This window comes from Massilia sp. DJPM01 (assembly GCF_030348125.1).
Classification (GTDB): Bacteria; Pseudomonadota; Gammaproteobacteria; order Burkholderiales; family Burkholderiaceae_D; genus Telluria_A; species Telluria_A frigida.
The window spans coordinates 1-21088 of the sequence record NZ_JAQOZV010000038.1 but is presented as its reverse complement, the minus strand read 5'-3'; the positions used below and the strand labels follow the sequence as shown (position 1 = coordinate 21088).

Genomic DNA, 21088 nt, shown 5'->3' with positions numbered 1-21088 from the left:
ACATCCGGCGAGGGACCGCAAACGGCAGAGACGGCCGTGGCGTTTCCGCGCCGGGTCCTGCGCGCCACCGCCGGCATGGCCGGCTACTCGGCGACCTTCGACGACAACGACCATCACCTTGGCCGCATGACCGTCGAACTGGGCAGCACCATCGACCCGGCCGACGCCACCCGCGTGCTGGTCGGCGGAACCTTTGGCCTGCGCGACTGGTCCAACGAATGGGATGACAGTTACAGCGGCAACCTGCAGTTCGTGGTGCTGGCCGAGCTGGAACGGATCACGCCGCCCACGCCGGGCAATCCGCGCGGCGACCTGGTCATTGTCGATGCCGAAATCAGCCAGGTCATCCAGCACTTTCGCAGCAGCGCCCATCTGGACAGTGCGAACGTGTTTCCGGACAACTCGATCCGGCTGGTGGCGGACAAGCCGACCGCCGTGCGCCTGTACGTTGACTACGACGCCAATTCCGGCCTGGCGCCCATCCCCAGCCTGACCGGCACGCTTGACGTGAGCGGCCCGGGCGGCACTGTCACGCTCACGCCGCTGGCCCCGATCGTGCCGCGACGCGACGCCCAGATCGCGCGCGGCCAGGCCGGCCACACGCTCATATTCATCATCCCGCAGGAACGCTCGGTCGGCACGGTGACCCTGCGCGCCCGCGTCGCGTCCGCGTTCGACCCGACCCAGTTCTCGTCCAGGTTCGAGCGTACCCTGGACTTCGAGGCCATTCCGGCGCTGCCGGTGATGGCGGTCGGCATCAATTACACGGGACCGGACATCAACGATGGCGCGACCCCGGCCTCGCTGGCCGCGCCGGTCCTGGCGGACTTCGTCAACACCGTGATGACGACCGAAAAGCTGTTCCCGATTCCGCAAGTGAGCATCACCAGCTTCGTGAGCATGGACTACGATAACGACATCGAGTCCGACATCAACGAAGGCTGCGACAAGTTCGACGACCTGCTCGACGCCGTGGCCGAGATGCGCGGCGATTCGGAAGACATCGTGCTGGGCCTGTACAACACCGGCGTGCGCACCGGCTCGGTGGGCGGCTGCGGCGGTGGCGCCGCCGCCGTGGCGCGCACCGGACGCGGGGCCACCGTCGCCCACGAACTCGGCCATGCGCTGGGCCGCCAGCACGCGCCCTGCGACAACGTAACCCGCTGTGCCAACCCGCTCAACACCGACGCTGCCTATCCGCGCTACAGCGGATACGATTCCGACAGCATCGGCGAGTTCGGCATCGACACCAACGACGGCAGCGTCAAGGACCCTGCCAACGCGCACGACATCATGGGTTATTCGGGCAACAAGTGGATCAGCCCCTACACCTACAAGGCGCTGCTGAGCCGCATTCCGGCCGTCGCCAGCCTGTCGCCGGGCGCGGCCGGCCGGACCGAACAGGACCGGGGCGACTGGATCAAGATCAAGACCCCGCACCTGTTCCTGGTCATGAGCATCACGCGCCAGCGCGCGGTGACCCTGCGGCCGGCGTTTCATTTCCCCGCCTATCCGCAGCCGCTGGGGACGATGCCGACCAGCTTCGAGGTGGAATTGCAGGACGACAAAGGCAACATGCTCAAGCACGCCTGCCTGTTTACCTCGGGGCATGAAGACGCCTGCGCCTGCGCGCGCGATGCGTTTCCGCTACGCATACGGCAAGCGATCGGCTTCGATCCGGCGGCCACGCGGCTGGTGATCTACGACTGCGGCAAAGCGATCTTCGAGCAAGCGATCGGCCGGACGGCGCCGCTGGAACTGGTCGTCGATGGCGCTGCGGACGCGCTGGCGCCATCGCTGAACCTGCGCTGGAACAGCGCCGCCGCCGATGCGCTGTGGTTCCTGGTGCAATGGCGCGACGCCGCCGGCACCTGGCGCGGGCTGGTGCCGCGCACCATGGCGAACGCGCTGACGGTGCCGAAGCAGCTGTTCGGCCGCCAGCAGGCGGTCGGCATCCGCGTGCTGGCCAGCAGCGGGATTGCCACCGCCGAAGTGCGCTGGGAAGGCCAATTGGCGCAGGCGCCCATCCCGCTCGGTGCGCGCCTGGCGATCGGACTGGCCGATGTCGCCTCGACCGCCAGCGGCGCGGTCGCGCTGCCCGCCTTGCTGCGCGCACAAGTGCGTACCGGGCGCGGGGCAGCCCTGCCCGCCTCGCAGGTATTTTGGTACGACCACCGTGGCACCGAAATCGGACGCGGCAGCACGCTCGACCTGCATGCGCTGAGTCCGGGTTTTCACACGATCAGCACGGTGGTGCTCGATGCCGGCCAGGGATCGGGCAGCCAGGACTGGCGCATCGAAGTGCGGCGCGGCGGGCAATATCTGCTGCATACCGGCCAGTCTTCCCCTCACGACGCAAAGGAGTAAGCCATGCAAATCCTCAACGGCACGATCCCCTTCAACCGCCAACGTGGCGAAGGCCCGCATCTTGAAAGTACGGAGGTCATTTTTCCGACCGGGGTCACCCAGGCCACGGCCTTGCTGACGGGCTTCGACGCGGCGTTCTCACCGCGCAACGATCACCATCTGGGCAATCTGGAAGTGCGGCTGGAAACGGAAATCGATCCGCTGGCGCCGCGCCGGGTCATCGTGCACGGTATTTTCGGCCTGCGCGACTGGTCCGGCGACTGGGATGACAACTACGAAGGGGAAGTGTTCTTCAGCGTGGTTGCGGAGTAAGAGGCAAGGCTGGCGCCGGGCTTCCCGCGCCAGTTAAAACAACAGCGACACACCATGCAGCGCCAGGCCCACCAGGCCGCCGACGATGGTACCGTTGATGCGGATATATTGCAGGTCGCGCCCGACATGCAGCTCGAACTTGCGCGCGATGGTTTCCGCATCCCAGCTGCGGATCACGCGCCGCACCAGGGCGATGATCAGCTCGCGTTTGGCCACGATGGTCTCGGCGGCGAAGGTGCGCAGCCAGTCGTTGATGCGCTGCTGGATCGCCGGATTGCGCTCCAGCGCGCGGCTGAAGGCTTGCAAGGCCGCTTGCAGGTGCGCCGATAGTTGCGAATTGTCCGATCCGGCATCGGCCAGCAACCGGTCGCGCAGGTCTTCCCAAACTTGACCCACATAGGTACGGAACAGCGGATGGCTCAGGCTACTGTCCAGCAAGCCGCGCAACTTGGCTTCGTACTCGGGCGAATGGGCCAGATTGTCGATCAATTCTTCGGTAGCGGCCTGGAAACGCACGCGCCATTCGCTGTCTTCACCCTGGATTTCCTCCAGGGTATTTTGCACCGCTTCCATCAGGCGCTCGTAGAATTTCTCGTCGATGGCGCGGGGCAGCCAGCGCGGGCTGTGCTCGTGTACTTTCTGGCGGATATAAGGGCGATGCGAGTCGAGCGCGCCCGCGACGATCCCGAGCAGGCGTTCCAGCAGCACGTGGTGCTGGCGCCCGGCCACCAGCACCGACAAGACCTGGGACAGGATGGGCGCGAGCTTGACGTCTTCCAGCGCGCCGGAGAGGGCTTCGCGCAGGAAGCCGGCGGCATCCTTGTCGTCGATCATGCGCAGCAGCATCGGCACCGCGCTGACAGCCTGGTCGGCCACGGCGCGGCTGTTGGCGGGCTGCGCCAGCCAGTGCGCGGCCGAGCCGGCGAAGTCGATGCGCACCAGTTCGGCGTGCACCACATCGTAGCTCATGAAATTCGTTTCGAGAAAATTGCCCAAATTCTCGCCGATCTTTTCCTTATTCGTGGGAATGATGGCGGTGTGCGGGATGGGCAAGCCCAGCGGATGGCGGAACAAGGCGGTGACGGCGAACCAGTCGGCAATGGCGCCGACCATGGCCGCTTCCGCGAACGCACCCACGAAGGCGAAGAGCGCGTGGCGCGGCTCGAGCAGGCGCGCGATCACGAACAGCACCGCCATCGCCACCAGCAGGCCGGTGGCGATGCGGCGCATGCGCGTCAGCCGGACCTGCTGCTCGCTTTCGTGCACGGAGTGCGGCTGGCTCAGAGATTAATCCTGCCGTGTTCGCCCGGATCGACCTCGGGCGTGGTGCCGGTCAGCACCGCCTTGGCCATCTCGAACAGGCTGACTACCTTGCCGGCGCTGGAATCCCAGTATTCGGCGCTGCCCGACTCCACCCGCACCAGCACGACATGCGGATCGTCCGGGCCGTGCGGGTACCAGGCCTGGACTGCCGGGTTCCACATGGCCTTGATCTTGGCGCGGTCAACAATGCGCTCGGCACGGCCGCTGACCGATACATATACATGGTCGTCCGGCTCGGCGAAGCTGATGTTCACTTCCGGGCGCGACACGATGTCTTCCCACAATTCGGTGTCGGTGGAGGTGTAGAACCACAGGTTGCCGTCATTGTCGGTTTCCTGGTTGGTCATCGGACGGCTGACGAGGCGGCCCTGCTCGTTGACGGTCGTGAACATGGCGAAGCGAATCGCCTTGATCTTGGACCGGAGTTCAGCCACTTGATCGGAGTGGTTATATGCTGACATGGGCTCTTCCTTCACGCTGTTCTGGGTTATTGAGAAACTATATCGTAATCGCAACGGCCGAGTGCTTCTGTGCGCAAGCGAACTTATTGGGCAGCATGGCGCGGCAAGCGGACCGTGCTTCCCACCAGCACATCAGCTCGTAAAACTCCCCATTGGTTCAATTACGCACATTGATGCGTATCAGTTTGCGCCTTGAGCGCGCGCTGATACTGAATAAAGACCAACAAGGAGCCAACGTGAGTATTTCCGGCGACGACCCAGTGACCACCGCACAGGATCCGCATGCCTCGTTCATCGATAGCCTGGGCGATTTCACGCGCCAGCACCGGGCCGGTCACTGGTCGGGCACGTTTGCCCAGTTCATGGAACAGGTGTTGCCACGCATGCCGCAGCAAGTCGCGCGCAGCTCGCACCAGTACATCTGGGACATGATCCGCGCCACTTGCACCGACGATGGCGACGGCCATTTCCGCTGCCGCCTGTTCGGCGACGACCTGTTCGGCATCGACGACGCCATCGACCGGGTGGTGGGTTACTTCAAGGCGGCCGCCGCCGGTTCCGAGGTGGGGCGGCGCCTGCTTCTGCTGCTGGGGCCGCCCTCGGGCGGCAAGTCGACCCTGGTCATCCTGCTCAAGCGCGCTCTGGAAGAGTACAGCCACACCGACGACGGTGCGCTGTACGGCATCGCCGGCTGCCCGGTGCACGAATCGCCCCTGCACCTGGTGCCGCACACCATGCGCGCCAGTTGCCGCAATACCTACGGCATCGACATCGGCGGTGAAGTCTGTCCGCACTGCCGCGCGCGCCTGGAAGACCAGCACGGCGGCGACTTCATGCAGATGCCGGTCGAGCGCTTCTTCGTGTCCGAAGCGGGGCGCAGCGGCATCGGCACCTACGCCCCGCACGACCCCACCACGGCCGATCTGGCCGATTTGGTCGGCTCGGTCGACCTGTCCAAGGTGGCGCAGTACGGCGACGAAGGCGATCCGCGCGCCTGGTCGTGGTCGGGCGCCGTGTACGCGGCCAGCCGCGGCGTGCTGGAAATGATCGAAATCCTCAAGGTCAAGCGCGAGTTCCTGTATCTGCTGCTCACCCTCACGCAGGAAAAGAACGTCAAGGTGTCGCGCTTTCCGCTCATCTACCTCGACGAAACCATCCTGGCGCACACCAACCTGGCCGAATTCCGCAAATTCCTGCAAGAGAGCGAAAACGAAGCGCTGCTCGACCGCATGGTGATCATCCAGGTGCCCTACACGCTCAACTACAAGGAGGAAGCGCGCATTTACAAAAAACTCATTTCTTCGGCGGCGCCGGCATTTCGCGACGTGCACCTCGACCCCCACGTGCTGCACGCGGCCGCCGTGTTCGCCATCCTGAGCCGCATCCAGGATGGCGACGACAAGGAGGTGGAGCTGGTCAGGAAGGTGCGCATCCATGCCAACGAGGAAGTCGACGGGGTGAACCGCGCCGACGTCCGGCGTATCAAGGAAAAGGACAAGGCGCCGGACGAGGGCTTGGCCGGGGTGTCGCCCCGCTTCGTGATCAATGCCTTGTCGAACGCCATCATCCAGTCCAACCGCAAGAGCCTGTCGACCATGGACCTGCTGCTGGCCTTAAAAGATGCCATCGAGAGCGATGCCCGCATCGATCCCAAGAAAAAGCGCAAATGGGTCGATTATCTGGTGCTGACGCGCAAAGATTTTTACAACCGCTGGGTCAAGGAAGACGTGCACAAGGCGCTGTTTGTGTCGTTCGAGCAGGAAGCCCAGGATTTGCTCAACAAATATCTCGATGAGGTCGAAGCCATGCTCGACAACCGCCAGATCAAGGACCCCATCACCAATGAAGAACGGCGGCCGGACGAGCGCTTCTTGCGCGCGGTGGAGGAAAAGATCCATATTTCAGAGTCCGGCAAACAATCGTTCCGGCAGGAAGTCGTGCGCAAGGCCATGGGCGCCTACAAGCGTGGCACCAAGTTCAGCCTGGAAAGCCATCTGCAGCTGAACGACGCGGTCCAACAATACCTGTTCGAACAACGGCGTGACGTATTGCGGCTGGTCAGCTCGGCCAAGCGTCCCGACGACGACATCCGTACCAAGATTTCCGCCGTCGAAAAACGGCTGGTCGATGAGTACGCCTACGATAGCCACAGCGCGCGCGAAGCGCTGAACTACGTCACCACCTTGCTGGCGCAGGAATAAGCGGGCCCGGGAGAAATGGCGTGACGGCGACAATCAACACGGCATGGTATGACCTGTTCTCGCGCGGGGCGCGCGATTGGCTGCGCCACAACGACAAGGTGCGCGAGGCCGTGCAAAATCACCTGCCCGAGCTCATCGCCGGCCCCGACCTGATCACCGGCCCGCAAGAACGCACCGTCAAGGTGCCGGTGCGCCTGCTCGAACATGCCCGTTTCCGCCTCGCCGACGGCCGCAACCAGACCGGCGCCGGCCAGGGCGTGGGCAAGGCGGGCGATGTGCTGCAGCCGGGTTCGCCGGCACACACCGGGGATGGCAGCGCGCCGGGCGAAGGCGGCAAGCAGGATGGCGAAGTGAAGCTGTTGCTCGAATTATCGGTCGACGAGGTCATGGACTGGGTGTGGGAAGAATTGAAACTACCCGACCTCAAGCCCAGGAACAGCACGCGCATCGATGATGTGGAATTGGTGCGCGAGGGCTGGGACAAACGCGGCGCCCGCTCGCGCCTGGACCGGCGCCGCACCGTCAAGGAAGCGATCAAGCGACGCGCCGTGCAGGCCAATCCGGTGCCCTTCACCAACGACGACCTGCGCTTCCGGCAACTGGTGGCGCGCTTGCGCCCGAGCACCAGCGCAACCATCCTGTTCGTCCTTGATGTATCGGCCAGCATGAGCGAACACGAACGCAAGCTCGCCAAATCCTTCTTTTTCTTCGCGCTGCAAGGCATCCGCCGCCAGTACGCCCGGGTCGAGACGCGTTTCATCGCCCATACCACCCACGCGTGGGAATTCACCGAAAGCGAGTTCTTCCAGGTCTCCGGCATGGGCGGCACGATCGCATCGAGCGCGTTTCGGCTGGTGCTGGACCTGATTCGTACCGAGCTCCACCCTTCCCAGAATAATCTCTATATGTTCTACGCCTCCGATGGCGAAAATTTTTCCGAAGACCGCGCGGCGGCCAGCACCGCCCTGACCGAACTGGGCAAGGTGTTGAACTACACCGGCTATATCGAAATTTTTCCCGGAGCGGTGCGCGCGCTGGAAACCGATATGCGGCGGCTGTGCAAGGAGCTGGAACGGCGCGGCGTTGCCATCGGCAGCACCGTACTGAGCAATCCCGACGATGTGTGGAGCGCCCTGCGCAAGTTCTTTACCAGCGAAGGCGAGCACGCGGCCAAGGAGGCAGCGCCATGAGCCAGGCTAGCGCCATCCTTGCGGACTACAGCGCGCGCCTGGAAGCGCTCGCCATCGAACTCGGCCTGGATTTCCATCCCGTGAACTTCGATCTGGTGCCCGCCAATTTCATGGTTGAGATCGCTGTGTATGGCTTGCCTGTCCGCATGCGGCACTGGTCCTTTGGCGTGCGCTACATTCACCAGCTGGTGCGCCAGCACATGGGCCATTCGAAGATCTTCGAAGTCATGTTCCCAGGCGACCCGTGCCATGCGTTCATGCTTGAGCAAAACTCCCTGGCCGAAAACACGCTGGTGACCGCGCATGTGCTGGGACACGCGGATTTTGCCAAGAACAATCAGCTATTTTCGCGCTTCATGGCCATGGCTGGCGGCCAGATCCTCGAACAAAGCGCGGCCCGGGCGCGCCGCCTCGAACGTGCGCTCAGCGCGCATGGACAAGGCCGGGTCGAAGCCGTGCTCGATGCCGCGCTCGCGCTCGAAACCCATATCGACGTCGATCAAGCGCTGCACCGGCCCCGCTATCCCGAATTTGTCGCGCCGCGCACCGGTCCCCCGGTCAACCACTTCCACGACCGCTTCGCGCGCCTGCCCGGCGAGCATGCCGAACCGCCGCGCAACGATCCGCCGCAACGCACGGCGCTGCCGCCGCAGCCCGAGGTTGACCTGCTGTGGTTCATCGCCCAGTATGCCCCCGACCTGGAGGACTGGGAACGCGACATTTTTCTCGCAGTGCGCGAAGAAGCCTACTATTTCCATCCGATCCATGCCTGCCAGATCATGAATGAAGGCTGGGCTTCATACTGGCACGCCCGGCTGCTGCGCGAAGCGACCTTCCTGCCACACGATCTGTACGTGTCGGCGATCAAATCGCATTCAGATGTGGTGCGTCCGTTCGCCAGCGGCCAGCAGCTCGCCCTGTCGCTCAATCCCTACCACCTCGGTTTTTCACTGTGGGAACACATCATCGACAAGCACGGATTGGAACAGGCGCGCCGGATTTGCCGCGAGGAAGACGACTTCGGCTTCGTGCGCAACTACCTGGACAGGGAACTTGCCGACAAGCTCGACCTGTTTGTCTATGAAACGCGCCAGGATGGCGATACCAGGATAGCCAGCCGCGACATCCACCAGATCCGCGAAGCGATCCTCGCGCCGAAATTCAACTATGGCGCGCCATGCATCGTGGTCAGCCAGGTCGGGGCCGACGGCGCCCTGGCGCTGCACCACGATTACCTGCGCGATGGGCGTGGCCTTGAACTCCCGCAGGCAGAGAAAGTGATGCAATACGTAGCGAGGGTATGGCGCCGCCCGGTAACATTACACACCGTCGACTTCCGCGGCGTGATACGTGTGCTGCCGGCGCGCAAACTTTGACGACGGTGATCAGGTCACGGCAGACGCCCCGGGTGCTTGGACAAACACTGGGGCCAGTGCCGATCCGCGTGTCCGCACCAAGGCCAGCATCGGCTGGCGTTCCGAACGCCACGGCTAGTGTTGGCGAGTGTGTACGATCGCCGAGGGCCGCGCCAGTCCGTGTGTCCGAACGCTAAGGCCAGCGCGGTTCCGTGTGTCCGCATCAAGGCCAGCATCGGCCTGCGTGCCGAACGCCACGGCTAGCGCCGGTCCGTGTGTCCGAACGCCAAGGCCAGTGCCTGACCGTATGTCCGAACGCCAAGGCCAGTGCCTGACCGTGTGTCCGAACGCCAAGGCCAGTGCCTGACCGTGTGTCCGAACGCCAAGGCCAATGCCTGACCGTGTGTCCGAACGCCAAGGCCAATGCCCGACCGGGCCAGCGCGGCTCCATATGTCCGCAAACCAGGCTTGCAGCTAGGGTGTGTCTGATTGAATCCAAGGGAAAAGCGCACTTTGTTCCGTCGTTCCTGCGCGGGAACGACGAATTAACGGTATCGAAATGGAATCTGTTCGCGCCGGTTAGTCAGACGCACCCTAAGTGATCGATGCCGGCGGCAGGCCGGCCGGCGAGAAAGTCCAGTTACGTTTGCGGCGCACCCGTATGCGCGACATACCATTCCAGCGCTTCGTGCAAGCCGTCTTCCAGCCGGTGCGTCGGCTGGTAGCCGAGCAGGCGCGCAGCCTTCGAGATATCGGCTTGCGAATGGCGCACGTCGCCCTCCCTGAAAGCACCATATGCCGGCCGGTAGTCCTGCATGTGCGGGAAGCGTTCGGCCAACAGCGCGCGCATCATCGCGAACAGTTCATTCAGGCTGGTGCGCGCGTTGACCGCCACGTTATAGACCTGGTTCACGGCCGCTGGATCGTCCACCATGCCGGCCAGCAGGTTCGCCTGCACCACATTGTCGACGAAGCAAAAATCCCGGCTGCTATCGCCATCGCCGTTGATGCGCAGCGGGCGGTTATGGATCATCGCATCGAACCACTGGGGAATGACGGCCGCGTACTCGCCCCGTGGGTCCTGGCGCGGGCCGAACACATTGAAGTAGCGCAGCCCGATCGCATCGGTTGCGTAGCAGCGCGCGAACATCTCGGCATACACTTCATTGACGTGCTTGGTTAGCGCATAGGGCGACAGCGGTCGGCCGATATGGTCTTCCACCTTGGGCAAGCCCGGATGATCGCCATAGGTCGCACTCGACGCCGCGTACACGACGCGCCGCACGCCGGTGTCGCGGGCGGCCACCAGCATGTTCAAGAAACCGATCAGGTTGACGTCGCTGGTGAGAATCGGATCGGCGATCGAGCGCCCAACCGAACCGAGCGCCGCTTGATGCAGCACGACATCGACACCCTTGCAGGCGCGCCGGCAACTGTCAAGGCAGCGGATATCGCCCTCGATGAAATCGAACCCGGCCCACGCCGCCGCCGGCACCATGGCACGCACCTGGGCGAGGTTGGCGCGATAGCCGGTCATCAGGTTGTCCAGTCCGGTGACGCGCTGGCCCAGCTGCAGCAAGGTTTCCAGCAGATTCGACCCGACGAAGCCGGCTACGCCGGTGATCAGCCAGTGATGCTGCGTTTCGCGCAAGCTGGTCAGGACCTGTTGATATCGGCTATTTACGGGGGTGCTAAGCATCAACGTCTCCAGACTGGGCAGGTCGCGCCATCATGGCGCGCCTGAAGCGTACTGCGGCATCGCATCGGCCCGGGCCGACATCGCGCCAATGATCGGAAAATCGGCCAACTTCACCGGCCACAGCGGTAACAGCGTCAACAGCGACAACGACACTGGCACAAACGGGTCGAGCAATGCCACGCCCGCCGCTACACAACGGCGTCCAAGGAAATTCTACGGAGCGCCGTCTGTCAAATTTTGATTTACAGCAATTTCATGCTGATCAGACCGCCATTTGCATAAACGAAAAAGATTGATCCCGCACAAAGACTTGCCGTACCGACTCCTTACCCTAAGAGGGATGCCAGTGCCCTGGCCCGTCAGGAGAATGCCATGTCCCGCTCTTTATCCTGGTGGCCGCGCCCGGTGGCCGCCATTGCCATCGCCGTTGCCTTGCTGTTCGCCGCCGTGCTCGGTGGCTGCAAAGAGACCAACCCTGCCGCCATGCTGAAGCAGGCAAAGGAGCTTCGCGCCAAGGGGGATGCGCGGGCGGCGGTAATTGTGCTCAAGAATGTGCTGCAAGAAAATAGCGCCGACCGCCAGGCGCGCCTGCTGCTGGGCGAGGTCTACCTGGAGCAAGGCGACGCTCCCTCGGCCGAAAAAGAGTTGCGGCGCGCGCGCGACCTGGGCGCGACGCTGCCCGAACTGCCCCTGCTCATCGGCCAGGCGCTATTAATGCAGGGGCAGTATGAACGCTTGCTGGCGGACATCGGTCCGGCGGCTCCGCCAGCCCAGCGACCGGCCGTCCTGGCCTTGCGTGCCCACGCCCTGCTGGGGTCCGGCGATATCGCCCAGGCCACGGCGCTGTTTGCACAAGCGCTGTCACTACATCCCGACTTGCCCGACGCCCTGCTCGGCATGGCCCGCATGGCCGTGGCCGCCAACCGGCACGCCGACGCGGCCCGGCTGATGCAGCGCGCGCTGGCCGTCGAACCCGACAATCCCGATTGCCTTCGGTTTAACGCCGACTTGCTGCGCGCCACCGGCAAGCCCGATCAGGCGTTGGCCGCGCACCAGCGCATCCTCGCGAAGCGTCCGTACAACGTACAAGCCCGGCTCGACATGGCCAATCTGCACCTCGATGCCGGCCGCCTCAGTGCCGCGCGCGAGGCCATCGCCGGGGCGCGCAAGCTGGCCGGCGCGTCGCTGGCGGTCATCTACGCGGAAGCCATGGTCGACTTCCGCGAGCAAAAACTGGCGGCATCGCGCGAAGCCGTGCAGCAGGTACTGCGTGTTGCGCCCGACCACTACCCGGCCATTCTGCTGGCTGGTGCGGTCCAGTCGGCGCTGGGCGCGACCGGCCAGGCCGAAGAGCATCTGCAAAAGTTTCTTGCTGCGTATCCGGGCCATGTATACGCCACCAAGCTGATGGGTTCGCTGCAGGTACGTGCGAATGCACCCCAGGCCGCGCTCGACTTGCTCACCCCGCTGATTGGCGCGCATCCGGACGATTTTGAACTGCTGACCTTGGCCGGCGAAGCCAAGCTGCGCGCGCGCCAGTACGGCGCCGCCACCACATTCTTCGAGCAGGCCAGCGCCATGCAACCCCAGGCCGCCGGCTTGCGTACCTCGCTCGCGCTCAGCCGCTTGGGCAACGGCGATACCAGCCGCGCCGTCGCCGAACTGGAACGTGCCGCCACACTCGACGCCAGTGCTCCCCGCGTCGGCATCTTGCTGGTCATGACCCATCTGCGGGCGAAGGACCCGGACAATGCCCTTGCCGTAGTGCAGGAAATGGAGCGGCGCGACGACAATCCGCTGGTCCAGAACCTGAAAGGCGGCATCTATCTGGCGCGCCGCGACGCCAGCCAGGCGCGCGCCAGCTTTAACCGCGCCCTGGCGCTCGAACCGCTGTATCTTCCCGCGCTGGCCAACCTCGCCCAACTCGACCTGGACGAGCGCAAACCGGCCGATGCCCGCAAACGCTACGAAACGGCGCTGGCCAAGGCACCGCGCAACCGCGCGCTGCTCGAAGCGCTGGCCGCACTGGCGCAACGCGAGGGCAGAATTGCCGAGGCCGTCACCTGGCTCGAACGCGCCCGTCAGGCCGAACCCGACGCCCTGCCACTGGCGCTGCGCCTGGCCGATCTGTATGCACGGGCGGGCGACAAAGCCAAAGCGCTGCAACTGGCGCGCACGCTGGAAACGGCCAATCCCGCCAGTCCGGAGGCGACCGCCATGCTGGCGCAGGTTTACGTGCTCAACCAGGACCTGGGCGCGGCACTCGACGCCTATGCACGCCTTGCGGCACTGGCCCCGGCCTCGCCCACGCCACTGGTCCGAATGGCAAGCCTGCAACTGGAACGGGGCGACGACGACGCCGCCCTCGCCTCCCTGCGCCAATCGCTCGCCATCGACCCGACGCTATTCGATGCACAGATGACCATGCTCAACATCCTCATCAGGCAACGGAAATTTACCGAAGCCCGCACGCTGGCGCGCGATGTGCAGCAGCGCAAACCGGACTCCGCCAACGGATACAAGCTCGAAGGCGACCTGCTCGCCGCCCAGGGCCAGCACGCCGCCGCGCTCGCAGCCTGGGAACGCGCCTTCGAGCGCAAGGCCGATGGCGCGCTGCTGATCCAGATTCACGGCGCCCTGAACAAACTCGGCCGCCCCGCCGACGCCGACGCCCGCATGGCCCGCTGGTTCCGCGACCAGCCAGCCGATGTACCGGCGCGCCTGTACTATGCCAGCAGCAAGCTGGTCGCAAGCGACTACAAGGCGGCCATCGGCCATCTGGAAGCCGTGCTCAAGGTCGAGCCGGACAACATCATCGCGCTCAACGACCTTGCCTGGGCCTGCCAGCAGAGCGGCGATAGCCGCGCGCAAGCCTACGCCGAACGGGCCCACGCGCTGGCGCCGGGCAATCCCGCCGTGCTCGATACGCTGGGCTGGATCCACGCCGAGCGCGGCAATCTCGCCAGCGCGCTACCCCTGCTGCGAAAAGCCAGCGGCCTCGCGCCCGCAGCCGGCAATATTCACTTCCACCTCGGCACCGCGCTCGCGCGCTCGGGCGACAAACGGGCTGCGCGGCGCGAGCTGGAACGCTTGCTGGCGCAACCGCAGCGTTCGGCGCATCACGAACAGGCGGCTGCCTTGCTGCGCACGCTGTAAGTGTGGACCGTGCGCGGCAACGCCTGGCAACCGTTCGATGGCATCAGGACGGCCCCCAGCCGGGCGCCATACGCTGCGCCACGCGACCGTGGCGATCGAAGACGCCCGGAGCGGGCAACTGTTCCGGCCGGGCTTGTCTCTGCACCCGCAACGCCAGCGCGCAGCAATCAACTCCTTTCCAGCCCGCCTCGCCGCCAAGCCGACAGTTTATGTTTTCTGTTACGCGTTTCCACCTGGCGTCATGTGCTGACACAGCCGATTCGCCAACTCCGCGCCGCAAAACCGCAATGTGCCGCCGCTACTCATCGTTCGAATACGCGCCGCCGTCGGCAGCTTGAATCGCCGCCGTCGGCAGCTTGAATCATTCCCTGTGCGAGGGCACGCACGCCGTTCAGCCCGCGCCACCCGCCACCAACCCCTTCGCGCGGCCGGGCTCGTAGCGTCCGGGCGCAATCATCCCTGCCGGATCAAGCGCCGCCTTGATCCGTGCCACCGTTTTCCAGTACACATCGCCAGCCGGATCAAGCGCTGCCATCGACTGGTTGCCGACCCGATAAGGAATGTAGCCAGCCTCCATCACGCTGTCGAACACCGCCTGGTAACACTCCCTGGCGCGCGCCACCTCGGCCGCATCCTCCTTGTCATAGGCAATCGTCAGCACGGCGCCGAGTGCCCGTTCATTGATCATGCTGAACGTGACGAACAAATCAAACCCGTGCGCGGCAAACAGCGGCTCGACCAGCGCATGCAAGTCCAGCACATCCTGCCCGCGCATCGGCAGTACCGGCGAGATCCAGAACATGCCGCAGTTATCCTGCGCCGGATCGGCCTTGTGCGGAAAGCTGCCCGGCAGCGCCGCGCGCCGACGCCAGTACGCGCCCGCGAGGAAGCGCCCATTCGGCTTGCCACGGTTCATGGCGAACAGCGCCTCGCCCAGGCCAAGCTGCGCGCGCAAACGCAAACCGGCCCGCGACGCACCCAGCACGCTGGCCAGCAGGCCGCCCCAGCGCAGCTTGCGTTCGCTCAAGAATGCCGTCCGTGCGCGCGTGCCGCGCAATGCCGCCCGGATGGCCGCACGCGCAGCCGCCACCTGCGCGGCGCTCCCATGCAGCGCCCCCGACACCGTCCATGCGCCAATCGCCGCCGCCTCGCGCAAGGTGCTACGTAGCCCCGGCGGCAGGCATGACTGGCCTGGCGCCTCTGTCCGGGGAAACACCCGGCCGCCGGAAATGACGCGCATGTCGTTGCCGATATGAACAATGCTGCGCAAGGTACCGTTCATGCGCAGGGGACGCAGTGCGTCGACCACAGGGCCGATCTCTTCATGTTCAGACACCGTGCACAGAAAATGGTTCACGCAATCGGCGGCGGGCTGCAGCCAGATACCGATGCGCGTGACGATGCCGAAATTCGACTGCGTGAACATCCCGTCCAGGAACGGTCCCACGCCGTAGGGAAACAAATGGGTCGCGCGCGCCTGTGGATAGTGGCCGAAGCCGGTCGCCAGCACCTCGCCGCTGGCCAGCACGACTTGCATGCCGGACACGTGCTGCAGCCGGTTGCCGTAAGGCGAGTGTCCGAAGCCGCGTTCCAAAATATTGCCCATGAAGCTGGTGTCGGGTCCGGCGCCGGTGCAATCGATCCACCAGTCCAGCTGTTCGCTGCTCAAATAATCCGACAACTGCTGCTGGGTCACGCCCGGCTCGATGACGGCGTAGCCAAGCTCGGCATCGACCTCGACGATGCGGTTCATCCTGCCCAGGTCGACGATGAGCTGGGCGTCGCCGACCGCGCAGGCGTCGCCATAGCCCCAGTTGCGCCCGGTGCTGAGCGGATACAGCGGCAAGCCGCGCTCCCCGGCCAGCCGCACCAGCGCCACCACCTCGGCCTGCGAACCCGGGTGCACCACCGCCAGCGGCGTGCTGGCGCGCGCGGCCGTGCTGCACCTGTAACGCCGCAGCGCGGCAGGATCGTCGCTGGCATGGCTGGCGCCGACAATGGCGCGCAGCGCCGCCAGCACGCCGCGCCGCCACCCCGGGTCGGGCGCTTCGTGTCGGAATTTTTGCTCCTCAATAATACGCATCGCGCCCTCCGCCGGCCTGGTACCCGCCGTTCAGGCGCGCCGTGATGCCCGCCTCGTCATGCTCCGGGAAAAAATACGGATAGAAAGAGCGTTCCTCGCCATGCTGCTCCATCAGGCCGCCCCATTTGCGGATCTGTTCGCCCATCTCCGTCAAGGGCAGGCGAAGCAGCACGGCCGGCGCGCCGACCCGGTGGCACGGACGTTCACCGCCAAAGTCGCTGAAGCCCAGCATGCGCTTGTAAAACATGACGTGGCGCGGATTGACCTCGATCACGTAGTCGCTGAAACCTTGCAGCCTGTGCGAATACAGATACGAGATGTGGATCAGCGAGGCGAACACGCGCTTGTTCACGCCCTTGTCGATCGCCAGGCGCGACGGCTCGCACAGGCGCCGTCCCTGGCTGCGCAGCAAGTCGAGCTTGTCGCGAAAATTGTCATCGGCCGGCAGGCCGAATTCGCTGTCCAGGCACAAGCTCATGGTCCCGACCAGCATCCCGCCCGTCTCGGCGTACAGCGTTACCTTGTTGGGGTCGTGGTGCAGGCTGGGCTCGACGGCATAGCCGCGCCAGCCGTACATTTTGCGGATCAGCAGGCTGGCCGCTTCGCGCCGTCCCGCTAAATTGGCCAGGCGGATATGAAATGCCTGCATCGCCTGGCCCGGCTCGGGCTCGGTCGCCGTGGCGACCCCTCCGCCCGGCTCGCGTAAGCCCGCCGGCATCTCGAACGTTGCAATCGGTAGCTCGTCTTGAAACATGGTTCTCTTTCCTTCCGCGTGATCGCGCAGTCCGCCTGCCGGCCCGCGCGCAAAGTTTGTACAGGTCAGACAGGGCCATCCATACGGAAGTTCACGCTGTTGCGCACACCATTGTTCTGGGACAAACTCGCCTCGTCGGGATTTTTGGCATGCCCGCCACGCACCCACGCAGCTGCCGAGATGAAATTCGCAAGCCCGTGATTTCATGAAGAAAAACGCGCTGGCACGCTTGCTGCATACAGCGTGGACACGGCGGCGCCGCAAGCTGTCGACGCTACCCCACTTCATCCCCACCGGAGAGTTAACTATGAAACCAGTCCCGACATCACTGTTGAAAAACGCGGCGATTGCCGGCCTTTGCCTGGCCGCCATGAACGGTGCGCGCGCCGATGCATTTGCCCAGGCCGTCCTCGTGGTCGACAATTTCCGTCTGCTTCATTCCAGCGGTGCCGCCTTCAAGTCGACCGATTTCACCATGCTCGACGGCACCAACTCGGCCCACGCCACCGCTTCCCTCAACAACATGGTGTCGGCCGCCATGCCGCAAAACCGCGCCATCCTCAGCGGCACCACGCCGGACGTGGCGCACCAGTTCGTCGGCTTGCCCAACGCACCGCGTGCCGAAAACAACTTCACCGCCTTTTCCGGTCCGCCACCGGTGCCGGGCACCTTCGGCTACGCCGACCAGAACATGACCGGCAATGCCATGACCATCGGTATCAAGCAGGCCGGGGTGCGCGCCGAAACGCGCGCCGATGCCTCTCTGGGCACCGATGGCGAGGCCGCCGGCGATTCCGACGTCGGCACCTCGAGCGCCTTCAACTTCACCCTCGGCGTGGGCGAGACCATGACCGTCGCCTTCGACGGCACGCCCTTTACCCAGGCATATGCCAGCAGCGGCGCCGGCATGGACACCAATGCCATCGCACGCCTGTCGTGGAGCATGAACATCATGAACATCACCACCGGGCAACTGGTGTTCGCCTATCAGCCTGGCGAACTGAACAGCATGGGCAATGTCAGCCGCACCGACAGCTTCCCCGGCATGTCGACCTATAACCCGGGCACGATGAGCTTCTCGGCGGTCACGCCCTGGCTCAACCAGTTCGATACCTACCAGCTGACCATCAACCAGACCACCCTCGCCAATGCCTTGCAAAATACCGTGGCGGTGCCGGAACCGGGCAGCCTGGCGATCTTCGGTTTGGGCCTGCTCGGCATGTCGCTGCTGGCACGCCGCCGCAAATAGGCCGGGGCTGGGCAAGATGCAAACAAGAAGAAGATGGCTTGCTGGTCCGAAGCCATTGCAGGGTCTGCAACCGCTGCTGCGCCGTCCGCGCCGGCCGGGGATGCGGGCGCCGGACGCCCGGCGGGGACCCTGATGCACGGCTCATTGGCAGCCTGCATTTTTCCGGTCAGGAGCGCGCCTGACCGGGCTGTTTTTTTGGCTCCAGCGTGGCGCGCGCCCCCGCTGTTGCTGCGCTTGACGCGAATCAACGCGTCCGTGATCAGCGGAATCTTACTGTTTCCTCAGACATATAATCGAAGGCGTAGTGAAGCTGGCAGTCGCCCTTCCCATCGCTGCCCGACTTACGGAGACCCACACGATATGGAGGACTTCATCAGCCAGCTGCTGCTGCATGCAAGGGGCATCTGGAAATATCGCTGGCTCGCCGTCGGCCTCATGTGGGTGGTGGCGAGCGTCGGCTGGGTGGTGGTGGCGCGCCTGCCGAACAATTACCAGAGTTCGGCGCGCGTGTTCGTCGATACCCAGAGCATCCTCAAGCCGCTGATGGCGGGCATGACCAGCATCCCCAATGTGCAACAGCAAGTGTCGATCATGAGCCGCACCCTGCTTAGCCGCCCGAACCTGGAGCGTGTGCTGCGCATGGTCGACCTCGACGTCGACGCCACCACCCCGCGCCAGCGCGAAAGCCAGGTCGAGGAGCTGGCCGCGCGCCTGAAGATCACCGGCACCAGCACCAACGATATCTATTCGATCACCTATGCCGGCGACAAGCCGAAGCAGGTGCACGACGTGGTGCAATCGCTGCTGACCATCTTCCTCGAAGGCAGCTTCAAGGGCAAGAAGGGCGATTCGCAGCAAGCCATCCGTTTCATCGACGAGCAGATCAGGAATTACGAGCAGCGCCTGGTGGCTGCCGAAAACACGGTCAAGGAATTCAAGCTGCGCAACAGCGCCCTGCTGCCGCGCCAGGGCGTCGATTACAGCGCCCAGATGGCCATCTCCAGCGATGCCCTGAGCACCGCCCGCATCGACCTGCTGGAGGCCGAACAGGCGCGCCTGGCGATCCAGGCGCGCATCAACGGCGATCCGCAGCCGGCCGGCACGTCCGCGCGCGCGCGCAGCATCGTCAATCCCGACATCGATGCGCGCATGGCCGCCATCAACAAGAATCTCGACACCCTGCGCCTGCAATACACCGACCTGCACCCCGACGTGATCGGCGCGCGCCGCCTGCTGGCCCAGCTCGAAGCGCGCAAGATCGAGGAAAGCAAGCAGGCCGAGCGCGACGGCGACCCGGGCCGCTTCTACAGCCCCATGCTGCAGCAGCTCAAGGTGGCCCTGACCGAAGCGGACGCCAAAGTGGCCGCCATGCGCGTGCGCGTGCACGAATACAGCGTGCGCCACGACCGCCTGCAGGAACAGAGCAACGCGGTGCCCGAAGTCGAATCGCAGCTGGCCCAGCTCAACCGCGACTATGACATCAACAAGGATAACTATGAAAAGCTGATCGCGCGGCGCGAGTCGGCCAAGCTGTCGGGCGACCTGAGTTCCTCGACCGAAATGATGACCTTCCGCATCATCGATCCGCCCACCATGCCGGTCGCCCCGAGCGGTCCCAACCGCCGCCTGTTTTACAGCGGCGTGCTGGCCATGGCGCTCGCCGCCGGGCTGGGCGTGGCGCTCCTGATCAGCCAAGTCCGTCCGACCTTCGTCAGCCCCAGCGCGCTGCGCGAAATCACCGGGCTGAACGTGATCGGCACGGTCTCGATGAGCTGGACCGATGCCGAACGGCGCAAGCTGCGGCGCGGCCAGTACCTGCTCGGCCTGGCCTTCAGCGCCTTGCTGGGCGTGTACGGCGCGGTCATGGCGTCCGGATTTTTCACGGCGTAAGCCAGGGAGTACAACGTGGACAGTTCCCTCACCGCGGGCGCCGCGCCCGCCGATGGCTACCCGGCCGAGCCGGCGCGCGAGGTCGACATCAACCTGGCGCGTCTGCACCAGATGGGCATGGTCACCCACGATGGCGGGCGCACCAGCGTGGCCGAGGATTTCCGCATCATCAAGCGGCCCTTGCTGCGCAACGCGCGCGCGGCGGTCTCGGGCGGCGTGCGGCATGGCAACCTGATCGTCGTCACCAGCGCCCTGCCGGGCGAAGGCAAGACTTACTGCGCGATCAACCTGGCGATGAGCATCGCCATGGAAAAAGACCACACGGTGCTGCTGATCGACGCCGACGTGGCGCGCCCCTCGGTGCTGCGGGTGCTGGGCCTGGCGCCCGGACTGGGCTTGATGGATATCTTGCTGGGAAATGAACTGAGCCTGGCGGAAGTGATCCTCAAGACCAACATCCCGACCCTGAGCCTGCTGCCGGCGGGGCGCAACAACAAGCACGCCACCGAATTGCTGGCCAGCCACGCGATGAGCCAGCTGCTATCGGAAATCGCCAGCCGCTACCCGGACCGGATCGTCATCTTCGATTCTCCGCCGCTGCTGCTGACCACCGAGGCAGGGGTGCTGGCGTCGCAGATGGGCCAGGTAGTCATGGTGGTCGAGTCCGAGACCACCACCCAGCGCCAGGTCAAGGAAGCGCTGGCGCGGCTCGACAACTGCGCCCGCGTCGACCTGATCTGCAACAAGGCGCGCGCCTTCCCCGGCGAGCACTACCACGGCTATTACGACTAGCGGGCCCTGGCAAGCACGGGGCGGGCTGCGCGGCACCCGGACCCGCCCCGTGCCGCGCAGCCCGCCCGGATTCTCCCCGTTCGCCCGATTAACGTTTGCGGAGTCGACCATGACAACATCCCTCGAACCACCCCGTCTGGTGGTGCACCTGATCCACCAGCTCGACATCGGCGGCCTCGAAAACGGCTTGATCAACCTGATCAGGCACATGCCGCCGGAGCGCTACCGGCACGCCATCGTCTGCCTCAAGGATTAT

The 21088-nt window shown here is 64.8% G+C and carries 15 protein-coding genes; 9 read left to right on the top strand and 6 right to left on the bottom strand.

Features of this window, described 5'->3' with window-relative positions; translation table 11 throughout:
- Window positions 1-36: 36 nt before the first annotated feature.
- Window positions 37-2367, top strand: coding sequence for a hypothetical protein (locus PO883_RS22100; RefSeq protein WP_289311663.1), 2331 nt, complete (start codon window positions 37-39; stop codon window positions 2365-2367).
- A 3-nt stretch (window positions 2368-2370) separates the two neighbouring features.
- A complete protein-coding gene (locus tag PO883_RS22095) occupies window positions 2371-2679 on the top strand; it encodes a hypothetical protein (protein WP_289311662.1) in 309 nt (102 codons plus the stop codon).
- 33 nt (window positions 2680-2712) lie between these two features.
- Here PO883_RS22095 and PO883_RS22090 read toward each other — a convergent pair whose 3' ends face one another.
- Window positions 2713-3945: a DUF445 domain-containing protein gene (locus PO883_RS22090; protein WP_289311661.1), complete on the bottom strand. Its 1233-nt coding sequence runs from the start codon at window positions 3943-3945 to the stop codon at window positions 2713-2715.
- A 14-nt stretch (window positions 3946-3959) separates the two neighbouring features.
- Entirely contained in the window at window positions 3960-4463 is a 504-nt protein-coding gene (locus PO883_RS22085) for a pyridoxamine 5'-phosphate oxidase family protein (RefSeq protein ID WP_289311660.1), read from the bottom strand.
- 236 nt (window positions 4464-4699) lie between these two features.
- Between PO883_RS22085 and PO883_RS22080 the strand changes: the two genes are divergently transcribed.
- From PO883_RS22080 to PO883_RS22070, 3 genes are read left to right on the top strand one after another with little or no spacing between them, the layout of a single operon-like run.
- A complete protein-coding gene (locus PO883_RS22080; protein ID WP_289311659.1) occupies window positions 4700-6664 on the top strand; it encodes a serine protein kinase in 1965 nt (654 codons plus the stop codon).
- A gap of 20 nt (window positions 6665-6684) precedes the next feature.
- Window positions 6685-7854: a DUF444 family protein gene (locus PO883_RS22075; RefSeq protein WP_289311658.1), complete on the top strand. Its 1170-nt coding sequence runs from the start codon at window positions 6685-6687 to the stop codon at window positions 7852-7854.
- Window positions 7851-9230 carry a SpoVR family protein gene (locus tag PO883_RS22070; protein ID WP_289311657.1) on the top strand — a complete coding sequence of 460 codons (1380 nt, stop codon included), beginning with the start codon at window positions 7851-7853 and terminating at the stop codon, window positions 9228-9230. Before PO883_RS22075 ends, PO883_RS22070 begins: the two co-directional genes overlap by 4 nt.
- 619 nt (window positions 9231-9849) lie before the next feature.
- On the opposite strand, the gene PO883_RS22065 is transcribed toward PO883_RS22070, so the two are convergent.
- Window positions 9850-10908, bottom strand: coding sequence for an SDR family oxidoreductase (locus PO883_RS22065; RefSeq protein ID WP_289311656.1), 1059 nt, complete (start codon window positions 10906-10908; stop codon window positions 9850-9852).
- 30 nt (window positions 10909-10938) lie between these two features.
- Window positions 10939-11088, bottom strand: a complete 150-nt coding sequence (locus PO883_RS22060; RefSeq protein WP_289311655.1) for a hypothetical protein — start codon at window positions 11086-11088, stop codon at window positions 10939-10941.
- Between the two features lie 192 nt (window positions 11089-11280).
- Here PO883_RS22060 and prsT point away from each other — a divergent pair, with 192 nt between their 5' ends.
- Window positions 11281-14064: an XrtA/PEP-CTERM system TPR-repeat protein PrsT gene (gene prsT / locus PO883_RS22055; protein ID WP_289311654.1), complete on the top strand. Its 2784-nt coding sequence runs from the start codon at window positions 11281-11283 to the stop codon at window positions 14062-14064.
- Window positions 14065-14455: 391 nt separating this feature from the next.
- Here prsT and PO883_RS22050 read toward each other — a convergent pair whose 3' ends face one another.
- Window positions 14456-16147: an FAD-binding oxidoreductase gene (locus tag PO883_RS22050; protein WP_289311653.1), complete on the bottom strand. Its 1692-nt coding sequence runs from the start codon at window positions 16145-16147 to the stop codon at window positions 14456-14458.
- Entirely contained in the window at window positions 16134-16901 is a 768-nt protein-coding gene (locus PO883_RS22045) for a long-chain N-acyl amino acid synthase (protein WP_289311652.1), read from the bottom strand. The genes PO883_RS22050 and PO883_RS22045 overlap by 14 nt, the downstream gene beginning before the upstream one ends.
- A 307-nt stretch (window positions 16902-17208) precedes the next feature.
- On the opposite strand from PO883_RS22045, the gene PO883_RS22040 reads away from it, so the two are divergent.
- The 3 genes from PO883_RS22040 (at window position 17209) to PO883_RS22030 (ending at window position 20832) form a co-directional block, all read left to right on the top strand.
- The gene (locus PO883_RS22040; RefSeq protein WP_289311651.1) at window positions 17209-18150 is read left to right on the top strand and encodes an EDSAP-1 family PEP-CTERM protein; all 942 of its coding nucleotides are present in this window, start codon (window positions 17209-17211) and stop codon (window positions 18148-18150) included.
- 360 nt (window positions 18151-18510) lie between these two features.
- Window positions 18511-20040: an XrtA system polysaccharide chain length determinant gene (locus PO883_RS22035; protein WP_289311650.1), complete on the top strand. Its 1530-nt coding sequence runs from the start codon at window positions 18511-18513 to the stop codon at window positions 20038-20040.
- Window positions 20041-20055: 15 nt separating this feature from the next.
- Complete coding sequence (locus tag PO883_RS22030) at window positions 20056-20832, top strand: XrtA-associated tyrosine autokinase (protein WP_289311649.1); 777 nt, start codon at window positions 20056-20058, stop codon at window positions 20830-20832.
- The last annotated feature ends 256 nt before the right edge of the window (window positions 20833-21088 follow it).

What these genes read in the sequence shown, in the direction of transcription:
- PO883_RS22095 (WP_289311662.1), top strand. Translation starts at nt 2,371, where the DNA reads ATGCAAATCCTCAACGGCACGATCCCCTTCAACCGCCAACGTGGCGAA.
- PO883_RS22085 (WP_289311660.1), bottom strand. Translation starts at nt 4,463, where the DNA reads ATGTCAGCATATAACCACTCCGATCAAGTGGCTGAACTCCGGTCCAAG.
- PO883_RS22070 (WP_289311657.1), top strand. Translation starts at nt 7,851, where the DNA reads ATGAGCCAGGCTAGCGCCATCCTTGCGGACTACAGCGCGCGCCTGGAA.
- PO883_RS22065 (WP_289311656.1), bottom strand. Translation starts at nt 10,908, where the DNA reads ATGCTTAGCACCCCCGTAAATAGCCGATATCAACAGGTCCTGACCAGC.
- prsT (WP_289311654.1), top strand. Translation starts at nt 11,281, where the DNA reads ATGTCCCGCTCTTTATCCTGGTGGCCGCGCCCGGTGGCCGCCATTGCC.
- PO883_RS22050 (WP_289311653.1), bottom strand. Translation starts at nt 16,147, where the DNA reads ATGCGTATTATTGAGGAGCAAAAATTCCGACACGAAGCGCCCGACCCG.
- PO883_RS22045 (WP_289311652.1), bottom strand. Translation starts at nt 16,901, where the DNA reads ATGTTTCAAGACGAGCTACCGATTGCAACGTTCGAGATGCCGGCGGGC.
- PO883_RS22040 (WP_289311651.1), top strand. Translation starts at nt 17,209, where the DNA reads ATGAAACCAGTCCCGACATCACTGTTGAAAAACGCGGCGATTGCCGGC.
- PO883_RS22035 (WP_289311650.1), top strand. Translation starts at nt 18,511, where the DNA reads ATGGAGGACTTCATCAGCCAGCTGCTGCTGCATGCAAGGGGCATCTGG.